The 16,430-nt window shown below is 67.5% G+C and carries 16 protein-coding genes; 10 read left to right on the top strand and 6 right to left on the bottom strand.

Going from position 1 to position 16,430, the window contains the following annotated elements:
* Positions 1 to 8: 8 nt before the first annotated feature.
* Positions 9 to 1,592, bottom strand: a complete 1,584-nt coding sequence (locus tag OG300_RS10885) for a DHA2 family efflux MFS transporter permease subunit (protein WP_405494740.1) — start codon at positions 1,590 to 1,592, stop codon at positions 9 to 11.
* 252 nt (positions 1,593 to 1,844) lie between these two features.
* Between OG300_RS10885 and OG300_RS10880 the strand changes: the two genes are divergently transcribed.
* The 5 genes from OG300_RS10880 to OG300_RS10860 are packed head-to-tail and all read left to right on the top strand — an operon-like array spanning position 1,845 to position 5,867.
* A complete protein-coding gene (locus tag OG300_RS10880) occupies positions 1,845 to 2,066 on the top strand; it encodes a hypothetical protein (protein ID WP_405494738.1) in 222 nt (73 codons plus the stop codon).
* Between the two features lie 36 nt (positions 2,067 to 2,102).
* The gene (locus OG300_RS10875) at positions 2,103 to 3,209 is read left to right on the top strand and encodes an SPFH domain-containing protein (RefSeq protein WP_405494736.1); all 1,107 of its coding nucleotides are present in this window, start codon (positions 2,103 to 2,105) and stop codon (positions 3,207 to 3,209) included.
* A 43-nt stretch (positions 3,210 to 3,252) separates the two neighbouring features.
* Positions 3,253 to 3,657, top strand: coding sequence for a cold-shock protein (locus OG300_RS10870; protein ID WP_405494734.1), 405 nt, complete (start codon positions 3,253 to 3,255; stop codon positions 3,655 to 3,657).
* Positions 3,658 to 3,708: 51 nt separating this feature from the next.
* Positions 3,709 to 4,809, top strand: a complete 1,101-nt coding sequence (locus tag OG300_RS10865; RefSeq protein ID WP_405494732.1) for an ATP-dependent DNA ligase — start codon at positions 3,709 to 3,711, stop codon at positions 4,807 to 4,809.
* Positions 4,806 to 5,867: a DNA polymerase domain-containing protein gene (locus tag OG300_RS10860; RefSeq protein ID WP_405494730.1), complete on the top strand. Its 1,062-nt coding sequence runs from the start codon at positions 4,806 to 4,808 to the stop codon at positions 5,865 to 5,867. Before OG300_RS10865 ends, OG300_RS10860 begins: the two co-directional genes overlap by 4 nt.
* A gap of 129 nt (positions 5,868 to 5,996) precedes the next feature.
* On the opposite strand, the gene OG300_RS10855 is transcribed toward OG300_RS10860, so the two are convergent.
* On the bottom strand, positions 5,997 to 7,238 hold the full coding sequence (locus OG300_RS10855; protein WP_405494728.1) for a serine hydrolase domain-containing protein: 1,242 nt from the start codon (positions 7,236 to 7,238) through the stop codon (positions 5,997 to 5,999).
* 121 nt (positions 7,239 to 7,359) lie between these two features.
* Between OG300_RS10855 and OG300_RS10850 the strand changes: the two genes are divergently transcribed.
* On the top strand, positions 7,360 to 7,905 hold the full coding sequence (locus tag OG300_RS10850) for a YdeI family protein (protein WP_405494726.1): 546 nt from the start codon (positions 7,360 to 7,362) through the stop codon (positions 7,903 to 7,905).
* A gap of 8 nt (positions 7,906 to 7,913) precedes the next feature.
* Here OG300_RS10850 and OG300_RS10845 read toward each other — a convergent pair whose 3' ends face one another.
* Positions 7,914 to 8,750 (bottom strand): LLM class F420-dependent oxidoreductase, encoded by an 837-nt coding sequence (locus tag OG300_RS10845; RefSeq protein ID WP_405494724.1) that lies wholly within the window; start codon positions 8,748 to 8,750, stop codon positions 7,914 to 7,916.
* 257 nt (positions 8,751 to 9,007) lie between these two features.
* Between OG300_RS10845 and OG300_RS10840 the strand changes: the two genes are divergently transcribed.
* Positions 9,008 to 10,465 (top strand): amidase, encoded by a 1,458-nt coding sequence (locus tag OG300_RS10840; RefSeq protein WP_405494722.1) that lies wholly within the window; start codon positions 9,008 to 9,010, stop codon positions 10,463 to 10,465.
* An 85-nt stretch (positions 10,466 to 10,550) separates the two neighbouring features.
* Here OG300_RS10840 and OG300_RS10835 read toward each other — a convergent pair whose 3' ends face one another.
* The 3 genes from OG300_RS10835 to OG300_RS10825 form a co-directional block, all read right to left on the bottom strand.
* Complete coding sequence (locus OG300_RS10835) at positions 10,551 to 11,210, bottom strand: TetR/AcrR family transcriptional regulator (protein ID WP_405498523.1); 660 nt, start codon at positions 11,208 to 11,210, stop codon at positions 10,551 to 10,553.
* Between the two features lie 16 nt (positions 11,211 to 11,226).
* A complete protein-coding gene (locus tag OG300_RS10830) occupies positions 11,227 to 12,372 on the bottom strand; it encodes an acyl-CoA dehydrogenase family protein (protein ID WP_405494720.1) in 1,146 nt (381 codons plus the stop codon).
* Positions 12,373 to 12,468: 96 nt separating this feature from the next.
* Positions 12,469 to 13,167, bottom strand: a complete 699-nt coding sequence (locus OG300_RS10825; protein WP_405494718.1) for a TetR/AcrR family transcriptional regulator — start codon at positions 13,165 to 13,167, stop codon at positions 12,469 to 12,471.
* 189 nt (positions 13,168 to 13,356) lie between these two features.
* Between OG300_RS10825 and OG300_RS10820 the strand changes: the two genes are divergently transcribed.
* The 3 genes from OG300_RS10820 (at position 13,357) to OG300_RS10810 (ending at position 16,408) form a co-directional block, all read left to right on the top strand.
* Positions 13,357 to 13,572, top strand: coding sequence for a hypothetical protein (locus OG300_RS10820; protein ID WP_405494716.1), 216 nt, complete (start codon positions 13,357 to 13,359; stop codon positions 13,570 to 13,572).
* Entirely contained in the window at positions 13,569 to 14,843 is a 1,275-nt protein-coding gene (locus OG300_RS10815; protein ID WP_405494714.1) for a hypothetical protein, read from the top strand. Before OG300_RS10820 ends, OG300_RS10815 begins: the two co-directional genes overlap by 4 nt.
* Positions 14,844 to 14,947: 104 nt before the next feature.
* Positions 14,948 to 16,408 (top strand): SDR family NAD(P)-dependent oxidoreductase, encoded by a 1,461-nt coding sequence (locus tag OG300_RS10810; RefSeq protein ID WP_405494712.1) that lies wholly within the window; start codon positions 14,948 to 14,950, stop codon positions 16,406 to 16,408.
* The last annotated feature ends 22 nt before the right edge of the window (positions 16,409 to 16,430 follow it).

Here is a 16,430-nt window from a genome sequence, read left to right as displayed (position 1 = left end):
CGGCGGTCTCAGTGCATGGGCACCGCGGCGGGCGCGCCGGTCTCGACGGGCGCGGCGGGCTTGCTGCGCGGCAGGAAGAACGCCGGAATCACGGTGATGACCAGCAGGCACACCGGCACGATGAAGGTGTGCGCGAACGCCTTGCTCGCCAGATCGAAGCCCTCGTTGAGCAGGGCCTGGGGCAGATGCGCGAGCTGGTCGCTGTAGCGCGATCCGATGGCCGCGTTGGCCAGGGTCGGGTCCGGTGCGCCCGGCGGCACCGCCGCCCCCTTGTCGCTGAGGGTGACACCCCGGTTGAGCAGGCTGGTCAGCACCACCGAAATCGTTGCGGTGCCGATGGATCCGGCCGTCTGGTTGACGATGTTCATCAGCGTCGAACCACGCGCGACCTGCGCCTGGGTCAGCGTCTGGATGGCGGCGGTCATGGTCGGCATCATGGTGCAGCCCATGCCCAGACCCATCACGAACAACACCGCGCACAGCATGCCGTAGGAGGTGTGCGCGTCGACCTGGGTCAAAAACGCCATCGCGACGGCCATCACGCTGATACCGGTGAGCACGATCTTGCCGGGGCCGATCTTGTCGACGAGGCGTCCGGCGACCGGCATGGTCAGCATGGCGCCCAAACCCTGCGGGGCGATGAGCAGACCGGCCATGAGTGTGGATTCCCCGCGCACCTGTTGCAGATACGTCGGCAGCAGCAGTCCGGATCCGAAGAAGGCCATGGCGAAGAAGGTCATGGTCAGCACGGCGAAGCGCAGCGATTTGTTCTGGAACAGCCGCAGGTCGATGAGCGGGTGTTCGGTGCGCAGCGCGTGGAACACGAACGCCACCAACAGGATCACGCCGGCGATGGCCGGAATGAGCACCTTTGCCGATTTCACGGTGCCCTCACCGGGAATCGAGGACACACCGTAGAGGAAGGCCGCCAAACCCGGTGAGGCCAGCAGCATTCCGAGCAGGTCGAAACTCTGCGAGGGTTCGGGGTTGTCGCGCGGGAAGACGATGAACGCCAGTGCCAGCGCGATCGCGCCGATGGGCACGTTGATCAGGAAGATCCAGTGCCAGCTGAAGGAGTCGATGAGCCAGCCACCGAGGATGGGTCCCATGATGGGCCCCAGCAGCATCGGCACCCCGAGCACGGCCATCACGCGGCCGATGCGCTGCGGTCCGGCGGCATGGGTCATGATCGTCATGCCCAGCGGCATGAGCATGCCGCCGCCGAGGCCCTGGATCACGCGAAACGCGATGAGCGACTCGATGTTCCAGGCCGTGGAGCACAGGATCGAGCCGAGGACGAAGAAGACCAGCGCCATCATGTAGAGGCGTTTGGTGCCGAATCTGTCTGCGGCCCAGCCGGTCAGGGGGATCACGGTCGCCAGCGCGAGGGTGTAGCCGGTCATGGACCAGGCCGCCACGGCGGTGGTGGTGTCGAAGTCGTGCTGGAAGGTGGGGATCGCGACGGTCACGACGGTCACGTCGAGAATCGACATGATGGCGCCGAGAACGACGACACCGGCGATTTTCAGTACGCCGGCGTCCAGTTTGTCGTCGGCGGGCCCGGCCGCCTTGGTATCCGGAGGGGTGGTCACCGCTTCAGCCTGCCAGCCGGTTGGTGACGAAACCAGCACGATTTAATAGCGACACGCCACGGCACATAGTCAGCACCCTTCACTCGGACGATGGTTACCGGCGCGATCAGCGTGGCTACCGCCGTCCGGCCGGATCAGGCCGATCATACCGAGCGGTAGCAATTCACAAGCAATTTCGCGGCGACCCGCGACACGCCGTGACACGCGCGTACGCTGGCGAAGCAGCGCTGCATCCGAGGAGTTCGAAACGCGATGACCGACCCGGTAGTGGGACTGACCGGTACGCTGACGTCGCCGATCCGTGGCGCGGGAACGCTCGGAGAGGTGCTGGTCGCTATACGAGGGGGAACCGAGCTGTACATCGCGCGCGCCGAAGAGGCCCTGCCCGCCGGTACCGCCGTGCTGGTAGTGGCCGCCCATCCCGGTCGTGTCGTCGATGTTGTTGCGTGGATAGACCTTCCGAGCGATCGATAGTCGGGTATTCCACCACTTTTCAAGGGAGACAAGTCGATGCTGGGTTATCACGTACCCGATCCGGACGAGGCGATGCTGGTCAGCGGTTCGCGCAGCGGCAAGGACACCTCCACACCGTTTCGTGTGGTGATCGGTCACGGCGCCTGGGTGATGCCGTTGTTCCGCAAGGTGCGATTCCTGTCGCTGGCCATGTTCGAGGCCGAGATCGGGGAGCGCTGCGTCACCAAGCAGGCCATCCAGTTGGACGTGCGCGCGGTGATCGCGTTCAAGGTCGCCAACGACACGCAGTCGATCGTCAATGCGGCACAACGGTTCCTCTCCGAGCAGGAACGTGAGATGAGCGTGCTGACCGGGCGCATCTTCTCCGGTCATCTGCGTTCGATCGTGGGCTCGATGACGGTCGAGGAGATCATTCGCGAACGCCAGAAGCTCGCCGATGAGGTGCTGGTGGCCTCCAAGGTGGAGATGAGCAATATCGGACTGTGGGTGGACGCCTTCCAGATCCAGTCCATCGACGACGGCAACCTCGGCTACATCACCGCCCTGGCCGCTCCGCACAACGCGGCGGTCAAGCGTGACGCGCAGATCGCGCAGGCCTCGGCCTCGCAGCTCGCCGCGCAGGCCGAGCAGGAGTCGCAGCGCAAGCAGGCCGAATATCAGCGTGAGACCGCGGTGCTGCGCGCGCAGTACCAGCGCGATATCGACAAGGCCAATGCCGAAGCGGCACAGGCGGGTCCGCTCGCGCAGGCCACCGCGTTGCAGAGCGTGCTGGCCGCGCAGGCCGAGCAGGCGCGCAAGGAAGCCGAGCTGCGTGAGCAGCAGCTGCAGACCGAGGTGGTCAAGCCCGCGCTGGCCGAGGCCGAACGGGTGCGCATCCTCGCGGTCGCCGAGGCCGACCGCACCCGCATCCAGGCCGAGGCCGCCGCCTCCAACAACCGCATCGCGCTCGATCAGCTGCTCATCGAACAGCTTCCGGAGATCGTCAAGCAGGCCGCGACCGGCCTGTCGAATGCCAACCTGACGGTGCTCAACGGCCCCGACGGGGTGGGCGAACTCGTCAACGGCATGGTGGGACAGGGCCTGACAGTGTTCAATTCGTTGCAAAAGGCACTTTCTTCCAACAATGATCAACCTGAGAAGTAGAGTGCTCGCCAGAGGGACGCGGCGACGAGGAGCGGGTGTTTAGGTGTCCATCGGGAAATTGGTGTCGTTCGACAGCTCGCGGGGTTTCGGGTTCATTCGACCGGAAGAGGGTGGTCCGGACGTGTTCGTTCACGTCAACGACATCGGGCTGGACGAGGACGAGTTGCGCCAGGGGCGGGTTTTCGAATTCGATGTGACCGAGGGTGATCGCGGGCCCAAGGCGATCAACCTCGCGTTGGTGGCCGGGCAGCCGCCGCCGGTGCGTGCGCACAAGAGCGGCGGTAAGGATCGGGTGGCCGGATCGGGGCAGATGAGCGCGGCCGAGCATCGCCGCCTGATCACCGAACTGCTGCTGGACGCCTCACCGCAGTTGACGGCCGGGGAGATCATCACCATCCGCGATCGGCTGACCGCGTTCGCGGATCAGCACGGCTGGATCGAAAACTGACCGGTTCGCATTACGATCGTTGTCGGGTCCACCGTGAACCGAGGAGGTCGTGTGCCACTGCCGCTGCAGCCACCGGTGAAACCGATGCTGGCCAAGTCGGTGTCGCAACTGCCCCGTGAACCGGGGTTGTTCTATGAACCGAAATGGGATGGCTTCCGCTGCATCGTGTTTCGAGACGGCGACGAGATCGAACTGGGTTCGCGCAATGATCGGCCCCTGACCCGGTATTTCCCCGAACTGGTGGAGCTACTGGGTCAGGCGCTGCCGGCGCGGGTCGTGCTCGACGGGGAGATCGTCATGGTCACCGACAACGGGCTGGATTTCGACACGCTGCAGCAGCGTCTGCATCCGGCTGCCTCCCGGGTGGCGAAACTCGCGGCGGAGACGCCGGCGAGTTTCGTGGGTTTCGATCTGCTGGCTCTGGGTGACGAGGATCTGACCGATCGGCCTTTCTCCGAACGGCGCCGGATCCTGGAAACCGTTCTCGACGGGGCGTTTTCGCGCACGCACCTGACCCCGATCACCACCGATGCGGAGGTGGCGGCGGACTGGTTCACCCGGTTCGAGGGTGCCGGGTTCGACGGGGTGATGGCCAAGGCGGGTGATCTGCCGTATCTGCAGGACAAGCGGGTGATGCTCAAGATCAAGCATGAGCGCACCGCCGACTGTGTGGTGGCCGGGTTCCGCTGGCACAAGGACGGCAACGGGGTCGGGTCGCTGCTGCTGGGGTTGTTCGATGATGAGGGCAATCTGCATCATGTCGGGGTGGCCAGCAGTTTCACCGCCAAACGGCGTGCGGAATTGGTCGAGGAACTCGCGCCGCTGCGGGTGGACGCGCTCGAGAATCATCCGTGGCGGTCCTGGGCGGACGCGGCGGAGGCGGCCAAGGCCGACGGGAAGATGCCCGGCGGGGTGAGTCGCTGGACCGGCGGCAAGGATCTGTCGTGGGAGCCGTTGCGGCCCGAACTGGTCGCCGAGGTCCGCTACGAGCATGTGATGGCGGGCCGGTTCCGCCACGGCGGCCGACTGGCGCGTTTCCGTGCCGACCGCACGCCGCAGTCGTGTACGTACGCGCAGCTCGACGAGGTCGCCCCCGCCGAGCTGGCCGATATCTTCGCCGAGGCCAGGAACGCGAAAGGGACTGCGCGGTGAGCGATTCGGTGGAGCTCGAGGTCGACGGGCACACGGTGAAGATCAGCAATCCGGGCAAGATCTACTTCAGCAAACGTGAAGAGACCAAACTCGATCTGGTCAACTACTACCTGGCTGTCGCCGAGCCGATCATGAACACCATCCGCGATCGGCCGCTGCTGCTGGAACGCTATCCCGACGGCGCCTCGGGCAAGTCGTGGTTTCAGAAGCGTGTCCCGAAGTCGGTGCCCGACTGGTTGCAGACCACCGAGGTCTCCACCCCCAACGGCACCACCAGCGACGCCCTGGTCGCCAAGGACATGGCCCACATCCTGTGGGCGGTCAACCTGGGCTGCTTGGGATTTCACGTGTGGGCCACCCACGCCGGAGCCGAGGCCGCCAGCACCTTTCCCCCGGTCTTCGACGCCGCGGGCGCGCAGCTGCCCCCGACCGGTGTCACCGATGAACTACGCATCGACCTCGACCCCTCCCCCGGTATCTCCTTCGACGACCTGCGCGCCGCCGCCCTGGCCACCCGCGCCCTGTGTCAGGAATTGGGAATCGATGTGCGCGTGAAGACTTCGGGTTCGCGCGGCCTGCACCTGTATGCCCTGCTGGCCCCACAATGGGACGGCTATCAGGTGCGTGCGGCCGCGGTGGCGCTGGCCCGCGAACTCGAACGCCGTCACCCCGACACCATCACCGCGGCCTGGTGGAAAGAGGAACGCGGCTCCCGCGTCTTCGTCGACTTCAACCAGAACGCCCCGCACAGAACAGTTTTCGGCGCGTGGTGTGTGCGCCCGAAAGTCGGCGCGCAGGTCTCGACCCCGATCTCCTGGGACGAGTTGCCCGCGATCGTGCCCGACGAACTGACCATCGCGACCGTGCCCGCCCGCGTCGTCGCCCACGGTGACCCGTGGGCCGACCGGGTCCCGCAATCGTTGGCCCCGCTGCTCGAGATGTCGGCCAAGGATCTCGCCGACGGCCTGATGGACGCCCCGTGGCCGCCGGTGTATCCGAAGATGCCCGACGAGCCGCCGCGCGTGCAACCCTCCAAGGCCCGCAAGGACGCCGAATAGGGTCGCGTCACAGCGTCTTTCGCCCCGGGGCTCTCGGGTTGGGTGTCCGGTGGACACCGGCGCGGCGACTCCGGTATTCGTCGCCGCGCCGGGCTGGTGTGAACCGCGCTGTCGCACAGCGGGTTCGAGTCAGGCGGCCCCGGCGGTGCGGGTGGCGATGACGGCGGGTTCGGTGCGCCGTGCCGCGGACAGGACCAGGTGCAGCAGCGGGACCATGAAGGTTTGGTCGATCGCGCTCCAGCCCAGCGACATACGGTTGTGCACGAAGCCGACCGAGACGCCCGAGTGCGGGTCGGCCCAGCCCATGGAGCCGAAGGCGCCCATGTGACCGTAGCCGCGGGGGGCACGCGGCGAGGGGAAGCTGTGGTAGCCCAGGTGCCAGAAGGGGACCAGCAGCGCGCGGTCGAGTTGGTAGGTGCGGATGCGTTCGAGTTCTTTGATGGTCGCTGAGGACAGGTAGCGGTGGCCGTCGACGTAGCCGTCGCAGGCCAGTGCGCTGTACATCTTGGCCAGGGCCGGGGCGGTGGCGACGCCGTTGCCGGCGGGCAGGGCGGTGTCGAGGATGGTGGGGTGCTCGCCGCGGAAGATGGATTCCAGGCCGGGGACGTAGATGGAGTTGATGGGGGCGCGCACGCTGCGCGGCAGCCGCGCGGTGAGGGCGGAGACCTGCGAGGGAATGGTGCGCTCGGACAACACCTTCAGGGACCCGACCAGGTCGGCGGCGCGGGTGCGCGATCCGGCGGGCGGGCGGCCCAGGTGGATGCCGTCGACGCCGAGGGGGTCGGCGACCTCGCTGCGGTACAGCTCGGCCATGGAGCGGCCGGTGAGGGCGCGGGCGAGTCCTGCCATCAGCCAGCCGATGGTCAGGGCGTGGTAGATCGGAACACCCAGCAGGTGATCGGGTTTCGCGGCGGCGAGGCGGGCTTGCATGAGTTCGTGATCGAGGACTTCGGCCGGGGTGGCGGCGGGTAGCGCGGAGAGGCCGGCGCGGTGACTGAGCAGCTGTTCGACGGTGATCGCGGCTTTGCCGTTGGCGGCGAATTCGGGCCAGTATTCGGCGACGGGGGCGGCGTAGTCGAGCATGCCGCGATCGGCGAGCCGGTGCAGCACTGTGGCTGAGACACCTTTGGACGCGGAGTAGATCATGGCCCCGGTATCGACGGTCCACGGGGTGCCGGTGGCATCGGCGGATCCGCCCCACACCTCGACGACCGGTTCGCCGTGCTGGTAGACGGCCAGGGCGCCGCCGTTGCCGGTGCGTCCGGCGAAGACGCGGGCGAAAACCTTGACGGCCGTGGCGAATCGGGGATCAGCGCTGCCGCTGACTCCGGCGGGCAGCTCGACGGCGGTGTCGATGCGCGATGCGTTCATCCATTCACGGTAGCGGGGCCGACCCACCCCGACAATAGGTGTCTGAGACACAATTGGTGCCGGGTTTTCCTCCGAATCGTAGAGCGCACGGGTGTCGGTGGCATCTGCCAAGGTAGAAGCCATGGACGACGCGGTGAGCTTTCTCGATGCCGACGCATTCGACACCTGGCTGAGCGAGCATCACGGCCGGGTCTCCGGCGCGTGGATTCGCATGGCCAAGAAGGGGTCCGGGCTGCCGTCGCTGACCGAGGACGAAGCGGTCGACGTGGGCCTGTGCTGGGGCTGGATCTCCGGGCAGCGCAAGGGTTTCGACGCTGAGCACTATCTACAGAAGTATGTGCCGCGCCGGGCGGGCAGTTTCTGGTCGCAGGTCAACGTGGACAAGGTCGCGGCATTGACCGCCGCCGGGCGCATGCGCGCACCGGGTCTGGCCGAAGTGGCGGCCGCGCAGGCCGATGGCCGCTGGGCTGCGGCCTACCCACCGCAGGCCACCTTCACCGTCCCGCCCGATCTGGCGACGGCGTTGACCGAAACCCCCGGTGCGCTGGCAGCTTTCGAGGCCCTGGATCGCACCCGTCAGTACGCGATCGTGCTGGACGTGTGGCGCACCCGTACCCCGAAGACTCGTGCGGCCCGCCTGGCGAAGGCCCTCGAGGCCCTCGCCTGACGAACGCCTCAGCGGGTGCGCTCGGCCAGCAGCGGGGCCAGTGCACGCAGGGTGGGCAACGTGTCGTCGGCGAGTACCTGCACGCAGATGTGGTCGGCGCCCGCGGCGACATGTTCGGTGACACGATCGGCGATCTGCTCGGCGGTCCCGTGCGCGACAACGGCATCGATGTAGGTGTCGCTGCCGGGGGCCACGAGGTCGGCGTCGTCGAATCCGATGCGGCGCAGGTTGTTGGCGTAGTTGGACAGGCCCAGATAGAACCCGGCCCGTCGGCGTCCGGTCTCCCGTGCGCGCTCGAGGTCGGTGTCGAGGGTGACCTTGTGTTCGGCGACGAGCAGTTTGTCCGGGCCGAGGATTTCGCGCAGTTCACGAATGTGGGCGGGCACGGTCAGATACGGCAGCGCCCCGGCGGTGCGGTCGCGTGCCAGCCGCGCCACCCGGGGTCCGAGGGCGGCCAGGGCGCGCCCGTGCTGCGGGACGCCTTCGGCGTCGAGGACGTCGAGGTAGTCGACCAGCGCGTCATAGGGTTTGGTGTAGGTGTCGGTGGCTTCGCGATGCCCGGCACCGACGCCGAGCAGGAACCGTCCCGGATATTTGTCCTCGAGCCGCAGATAGGTCTGCGCGGCCGCTTTGGCCGGGGTGGACCAGATATTGACGATGCTGGTACCCACGACGATCGAGTTCGACGCACTCAGCAGCTTGTCGTAGCCGTCCCAGTCCGCGGCCGGTGAGGAGCCCAGCCAGATCGCCCCGTACCCGAGCTCTTCCATCTCGGCCACCGCTTGCGGTGTGGTGATCGTATGTGACTGCCAGACACCGAATTTTCCAACGTTGTTCAAGGCCATATCTGCCAGCAACCGCACCCACCGCGCACGCATTCCCGGCGCCGGCCGTTCAGGCCGCCGTGGCCGCGCTCCCAGTGCGAAAACGGCCCGGCGAGATGCCGATAGGTCAGCGGGCCGAGGCCCCGGGTGGTGGTGAAGCGTTGGGCGAACACCGAACGTGAGAGTCCGGCGCGGGTGGCCAGGGACCGCGCGGTCCAGGCGGTATCGGGATCGCGGTTGCGGCCGCACGTCAGCGTCCCAGGGGTACTGTCGCCTTGGTGGAGTGGACTTTTCGGGCGGCCACACAGCTTGCCGCCGCATTGCGCACCGGTGATGTGACCTCGACGGAATTGACCGAGGAGGCGATCACTCGAATAGAGCGCGAGGACAAGACGATCAACGCGATCTGTGTCCCGGATTTCGAGCGGGCACGCGCCGCCGCCCGCGAGGCCGACGCGGCCCTCGCCCGCGGTGAGGAGCGCCCGCTGCTGGGCATCCCGGTCACGGTCAAGGAGTCCTACGACATCGCCGGACTACCCACCACGTGGGGTAATCCATTGCAGGCCAACTACATTCCCGATCAGGATGCACTCGCGGTGGCCCGATTGAAGGCCGCGGGCGCGGTGGTGCTGGGCAAGACCAATGTGCCGTTCATGTTGGGGGATGTGCAGAGCTACAACGACATCTACGGCACCACCAACAATCCGTGGGATCTCACCCGCACCCCGGGCGGCTCCTCCGGCGGGTCGGCGGCGGCGCTGGCGGCCGGATTCGGTGCGCTGTCCATCGGTTCCGATATCGCCGGATCGCTGCGCACCCCGGCGCACTTCTGCGGCGTCTACGCCCACAAACCGTCCTTCGGGCTGGTGCCGACCCGCGGTCACGTCCCGCCGCCGGGTCCGGCATTGCCCAGTGAGCGTGACCTGTCGGTGGTCGGCCCGATGGCGCGCACCGCCGCCGATCTCACCCTGCTGCTCGAGGTGATGGCCGGACCCGACCCCCTGACCCAGGGTGTCGCCTACGATCTGCGGCTGCCGCCCGCCCGCCACGACCGGCTCGCTGATTTCCGGGTCCTGGTGCTCGAGGAGCATCCGCTCATCCCCACCGGTGCCGCGGTGCGCGCGGCCGTGCACCGCGTCGCCGACGCCCTGAGCGCCGCCGGTGCCCGCGTCGCGTATGACAGTGCGCTGCTGCCGGATCAGACCGATGCCGCGACCCTCTATCAGCAGTTGCTGCTGGCGACACTGGCGTCCGGATATCCGCCGGAGGCCTACGAGTTCATGCGGACCGCCGCCGAGGCACTCGACCCCGAGGACCGCGGCTTGAACGCGGCCAGGCTGCGCGGTGCGGCCTCCAGCTACCGCGACTGGCTCGAGGCGAACACCCGCCGCGAACGTCACCGCCACGCATGGCGCGCGCTGTTCGACGAATTCGACGTGGTGCTGTGCCCGATCACCCCGACCCCGGCGTTCCCGCACGAGCACAATCCGCAGTGGGGCGAGCGACAACTCGATATCGACGGCACCGACCACCCGTACGCCGATCAACTGGTGTTGGCGGGAATGGCGACGATGCCCGGCCTGCCCGCCACCGCGATTCCGGTCGGCCGCTCACCGGAGGGGCTGCCGGTCGGGGTGCAACTCATCGGCCCCATGCTCGAAGACCGCACCCCGCTGCGGCTGGCCGAACTGCTCGAGGAATCCATCGGCGGCTTCCAGCCACCACAGCTGGGATGAAAACAGCTGGCGCTGTGGAACTTTCGCGCCAGTTCTGAAAGATCCAAGGCCCGGTCGCCGCGATCCTGCGACGACCGGGCCTGTTTCAGCCGGTGATGGTGTCGACCTTCGGGAACGTCTCGGTCACCAGAGTGACCAGCGCGTCGGCCAACAGCACATGCACCTGGGCGCGAGACAGGCTGCCGCGCACGATCCATTCGCGGCCCGCGGTTTTCACCAGCCCGCCGTAGCAGCGGATCAGCGCCCGCAACTCCGCGCTGTGCAGTGATTCCCCGAGACCCATCATCGCCACCATGCGGTCGGCGGCGGCGTAGTCGGCCTCGTCCAGGATGCGCTGCACCTCCGGATCATCGCCCACGCCTTCGTGTCCGGTGACCTTCACCCAGGTGCTGCCGTGCTCGCTGATGGTGTCCAGCAGCCACGCCACGCTCGCGTCCACGCGTTCGCGGGTGCTGCCGTCGGGAATGGTCATCTTCTCCGGCCGCGGCAAGGTCACCATGCGGCGCACCACCGCCAGATACAGGTCGCGCTTGTTGCCGAAGTAGTGGTTGATCAGTCCGCGCGCCACCCCGGCCCGCTGGGCCAGCTCGGCGGTGGACACGGCCGCGTACGGGCGTTCACCGAACATGTCGATCGCGCACGAGAGGATCTGCGCGCGACGTTCGTCGGGTTCCAGGCGGCGACGCCGCGACGGCGCGTCCGAATCCTCGGGCGCGGTCGCGGGATCGGCGGCGGTGGGTGCCACGGCCGCGGGGTCGGTGTCAGAGTGAGCGGGCAATGAGATCCTTCATCACCTCGTTGGCTCCCGCGAGGATCCGCAGGACCCGAGCGCCGGTGTACAGCTGGGAAATCGGGTATTCGGTCATGTATCCGTAGCCGCCGAAGAATTGCAGGCAGCGATCCACCACATTACCGAGTTGGTCGGTCAACCAGTATTTCGACATGGCCGCGGTGGGGATATCCAGTTCCCCGCGCAGGTGTTTGGCGATGCAATCATCCAGGAACACCCGGCCCACGCGCGCGATGGTCGCGCACTCCGCGAGCTCGAAACGCGTGTTCTGCATGGCGAACAACGGTTTGCCGAACGCCTCACGGCCCTTGGTGTAGTCGATGGTCAGCTCGACGGCCTTCTCGGTCATCGCGACCGCCAGAATCGCGGTGACCAGGCGTTCTTGCGCGAGCATCTGCATCATCTGATAGAAGCCCCGGCCCTCGGCCTCCCCCAGCAGGTTGGAGGCGGGCACGCGCAGGCCGTCGAAGAACAGCTCCGCGGTGTCCTGACCCTTGCCACCGATCTTGGACAGGATGCGCCCGCGGGTGAATCCCGGTGTGTCGTCGCCGACTTCGGCGAAGATCAGCGAGACACCGGACGCGCCCTGGGTGGGGTCGGTCTTGCAGGCGATGATGATGCCGTCGCACAGCCAGCCGTTGGAGATGAAGATCTTCGACCCGGTGATGACGTACTCGTCACCCTCACGCACCGCGCGGGTCTTGATGTTCTGCAGATCCGAGCCGGTGCCCGGTTCGGTCATGCCGATCGAGAGCACCATCTCCCCGGACGCCGCCTTGGGCAGCACCCGGGTCTTGAGCTCCTCGGAACCGAACTGGTGCACGTACGGCGCGATGATCGAGGAGTGCACCGACATGCCCAGCGCGCCGTCACCGCAGTGCGCCTGGGCTTCGATGATGGCCGCCTCGTGCGCGAAAGTGCCTCCGCCGCCGCCATATTCGGCCGGGATGGCCGCGCACAGCAGACCCAGTTCACCGGCCCGGTTGTAGAGGGCGCGATCAGGGTGCCCCTGGGCGACGAACTTCTCCTCGTGCGGGAGCACCTCCTTCTCGAAGAAGGTGCTCGCCAGTCCTCGTACCGCTTCGACCTCGTCGTCGCTCCATGCGGGGCGTGCCATCGTCGTTCCTTCGCTTGCCTGCGGGTGCGCGAAAAGCGCCTCGCCCCTCAGCGTGCACGGCTATTGGCACAGTGTCAACAATGCGGGCGGCAGCGATCAATGATCAGCGGACCGGGCCTGATTCACCTCGGCGAACGTGGTGAACATCGGCGTGTCCGCATCCGCGACGATCCCCTGCCGCCGCAGGAACCCATCGATCAACCCCCACGACAACTCCGCGGCCTGCACCACGAACTCCTCGGTCTGCTCGGGCGTCGGGGTATCGGAATCCGACAACCACAGATCCGTGATCGCCACCACCACCCCCACCAATCCGCGCGAGAGGTAATCGATGCCCGAGGTATCCAGGGGCACCGCCTCGGCCACCGAACGCGCCAGCTTCGCCAACCGTCGCGCCGCGTCGCGCCCCAGATCCAACTGCAACACCCCCGCACCGGACTGCTGCAACACCGGCGCCTGCCCCAGATAGCGGAAAACGTTGGGGTGCTCCAGAATTCCCCGCGCGTACTCACCGAACATCCGCCGCAACGCCGCCCGCGGCGGCTGCAGCATCAACGTCATATCCGTGCCCGCCGCCGCGAACGCCTGCCGCGACATCCGCGCCGCGATCTCGGTGAACAGATCCCCCTTGTCGGCGAACTGCCGATACAGCCGCGGCTTGGTGATCTGCGCCTCGCGCGCGATGTCCTCCATGCTCGGGCGCGGACCCGCCCGATCGATCACCCGGATCGCGGCATCCACGATGTCGTCCCGGGTCACCGTCCGCGAAGCCGAATCGGCACTGCTGCGAGCCACACGCGGAGCATACACGTACCGACGGTACGCACCGAAGGCTTCACCCCGACCGACAATTAGCCCCAGGTTACCGGCCGGTCACGTGACGGATACCACAGGCCAGGTCAACCACACTCGATTGATTTCAGACAGAACGTACTGCCAGTATCGGAGACCGTACCGGCAGTACGCACAACCGGAAAGACGACGATGTCCGACGCAGCAGACCAACTCACCACCACCCTGCGGGCACCCCTGCCCGCCGCCTTCGACCAACTCACCGACGCCGACCACACCGAACTCGACCGGCTCCTCAACGCCGCCATGACCCGCCGCGCCGACACCATCGACGCCGCCGTCAACACCTCCCTCGACTTCGTCCCGCGCCTCATGCGCCCCGCCGTCAAGAAAGCACTGGGCCTGTGAGCCAACACCTCGTCGCCGTCGCCGAAACCACCAAACTCGCCCGCCTCCTCGGGCTCACCGACCCCACCGAACTCGACTTCCTCATCGACCTCCCACCCGAGGCCATCCGCCAATACCGCGAACGCGTCACCGACCGCCTCTACGACCGCGACGCCAAACGCCTCAAAGGCGTCGCCGCCGCCGTCAAACTCGTCCCCACCGCCATCAGCGCCAAAGTCGCCGAACGCGCCTTCGGACCCGTCCTGTGCGCCGCCGTCGCCAGCACCGTCGACGCCAACCGCGCCATCGACATCGCCAAAGCCCTCCCCGCCGAATTCCTCGCCGCCTGCGCCGTCCAACTCGACCCCCGCCGCACCGCCGCCATCATCGCCGCCGTGCCGCCAAAAATGGTCACAGACGTTGCGCGCGAACTACTTTCACAACGAGACCACATCACCATGGGCCGATTCGTACACGTCGTCCCCGAACCCTCACTGCGCGCGGCCGCACCCGTCATGAGCGACAGCGACCTACTGCGCATCGCCTTCCTACTCGAAGACAAAACCGCCATCGACAACGTCCTGCACATCGTCGCCGACCGCGTCCCCGGCGTCATCCGCGCCGCCGCCGCACAGGACATGTGGGCCGAAGGCATCGACCTGCTCGACTCCATCGCACCCCACAACCGCGCCTGGATCGGCGACACCACCGCCGGCCTCGGCGACGACACCCTCGACGCCCTCATCACCGCCGTCGCCCGCCTCGACGCCTGGGCCACCCTGCTGCCCATCACCAGCGCCATGAGCAACGACAGCCTCACCACCTTCGCCCAGCGCCCCGCCGTCCACGACGAAACCGTCCTCGCCGCCATCATGGACACCGCCCTCGACCACGGCCACTGGACCAACCTGCTGCCCCTCGCAGCCCACCTCCCCGAACCCCAACTCGCCTTCATCGCCGCCCGCGTCGGCGACCAGACCGACGACCGCCTCGCCGAACTCATCCGCGAAGCCGACACCGCCGGACTCTGGGAAGCCCTCATCCCGCTGGCACTGGCCATGACCGGCGACAACCGCCGCCGCGCCCTCGACATCATCGACGCCATGGACGACGCCGAGAACTTCCTCGCCGCCCTCACCGACGACACCTCCGACGACATCTGGAAACTCCTGCGCGAAGTCCGCACCGAAATACCCACCCGCCTGCTCACCCTCCTCGCCGGGCGCGCCCGCGAACTCGGCCGCGACGACGACGCCGGAGAACTCCAACCCGTAGGCGCCACAGCCGAATAGCGGCACCAAACCCGCTACCGCCCGGCCACCTCGGTGGCCGGGCTTTTCACAATGAGAGAATGGGTCGCCCCCCACCCCCGCACGAAGGACCACCACAGCTTCCGATGGCCGAGCACACCACCGCGGTACCCACGACCGACGCACCGGCCATCGACCCCGACGAGCTGGCCACCTGCCTGCGCGTCCTCGAACAAGCGGGGCAGCTGGACAAGACCCACCCCGACTCCATCCAGGTGCAGCGCGCCGTCGGGCACATGTTCAAGAAGTTCAAGCAGCGCAAGCGAATCGAAGTCCGCGACGCCATCTCCGCCGCCGACCGCGAAATCGTCGCCGCCACCGCCACCGGCTCACCCAACCGGATCGACGACGAAACCGCCGGAATCCCGATCAGCTCGGCCACCGACGACGGCAGCGCCGGAACCCTGCTGCGACCGCGCCCCTGCTACATATGCAAACAGCGCTATACCCGCGTGGACGCGTTCTACCACCAGCTCTGCCCCGAATGCGCCGCCAAGAGCCACGCCAAACGCGACGCCCGCACCGACCTCACCGGCCGCCGCGCCCTGCTCACCGGCGGCCGCGCCAAGATCGGCATGTACATCGCCCTGCGCCTACTGCGCGACGGCGCCCACACCACCATCACCACCCGCTTCCCCAACGACGCCATCCGCCGCTTCGCCGCCCAGCCCGACAGCACCGACTGGCTGCACCGGCTGCGCATCGTCGGCATCGACCTGCGCGACCCCGCCCAGGTCGTCGCCCTCGCCGACGACGTCGCCGCCCAGGGCCCCCTCGACATCATCATCAACAACGCCGCGCAGACCGTGCGCCGCACCACCGGCTCCTACAGCGCCCTCGTCGAAGCCGAGAACAGCCCGCTGCCCGCCGGCGAGCTCCCCGAGATGATCTCCTTCGGCAAGACCATGGCCGCCCACCCGGCCTCCCTGACCGCCTCGCTCACCCCGAGCCTGTCCGGCGCCGACATCACCGACCTCGCCCTCATCGCGGGATCGGCTACGCCGGAACGCATTTCGCAAGGCATCGCCATCGACGCGGGCGGCCTGGTGCCCGACCTCGCGCACACCAACAGCTGGGTGCAGAACGTCGGCGAGGTCGACGCCACCGAGCTGCTCGAGGTGCAGCTGTGCAACTCGGTCGCCCCGTTCATCCTGATCTCACGCCTGCGCCCCGCCCTGGCCGCCGCAGCCGCCAACCGCAAGTACGTCGTCAACGTCTCCGCTATGGAGGGCGTCTTCGCCCGCGGCTACAAGGGCCCCGGCCACCCGCACACCAATATGGCCAAGGCCGCGCTGAACATGCTGACCCGCACCAGCGCCCGCGAAATGTACGAGGCCGACCGCATCCTGATGACCGCCGTCGACACCGGCTGGATCACCGACGAACGCCCGCACTACACCAAGATCCGCCTCGCCGAGGAAGGCTTCCACGCACCCCTCGACCTGGTCGACGGTGCGGCCCGCGTCTACGACCCGATCGTCCGCGGCGAAGCGGGCGACGAACTGTTCGGCGTCTTCATCAAGGACTACGAACCCTCCAACTGGTAACCGCCGCAAGCACTTCCAGCCT

This window comes from Nocardia sp. NBC_00511, assembly GCF_045161165.1.
Classification (GTDB): Bacteria; Actinomycetota; Actinomycetes; order Mycobacteriales; family Mycobacteriaceae; genus Nocardia.
The sequence above is the reverse complement of the archived record's forward strand: the minus strand, read 5'-3'. Positions and strand labels throughout refer to the sequence as shown.

Coding starts and splice junctions, on each gene's coding strand:
- OG300_RS10820 (WP_405494716.1), top strand. CDS start 13,357: ATGTCCGACGCAGCAGACCAACTCACCACCACCCTGCGGGCACCCCTG.
- OG300_RS10830 (WP_405494720.1), bottom strand. CDS start 12,372: ATGGCACGCCCCGCATGGAGCGACGACGAGGTCGAAGCGGTACGAGGA.
- OG300_RS10810 (WP_405494712.1), top strand. CDS start 14,948: ATGGCCGAGCACACCACCGCGGTACCCACGACCGACGCACCGGCCATC.
- OG300_RS10880 (WP_405494738.1), top strand. CDS start 1,845: ATGACCGACCCGGTAGTGGGACTGACCGGTACGCTGACGTCGCCGATC.
- OG300_RS10855 (WP_405494728.1), bottom strand. CDS start 7,238: ATGAACGCATCGCGCATCGACACCGCCGTCGAGCTGCCCGCCGGAGTC.
- OG300_RS10845 (WP_405494724.1), bottom strand. CDS start 8,750: ATGGCCTTGAACAACGTTGGAAAATTCGGTGTCTGGCAGTCACATACG.
- OG300_RS10850 (WP_405494726.1), top strand. CDS start 7,360: ATGGACGACGCGGTGAGCTTTCTCGATGCCGACGCATTCGACACCTGG.
- OG300_RS10875 (WP_405494736.1), top strand. CDS start 2,103: ATGCTGGGTTATCACGTACCCGATCCGGACGAGGCGATGCTGGTCAGC.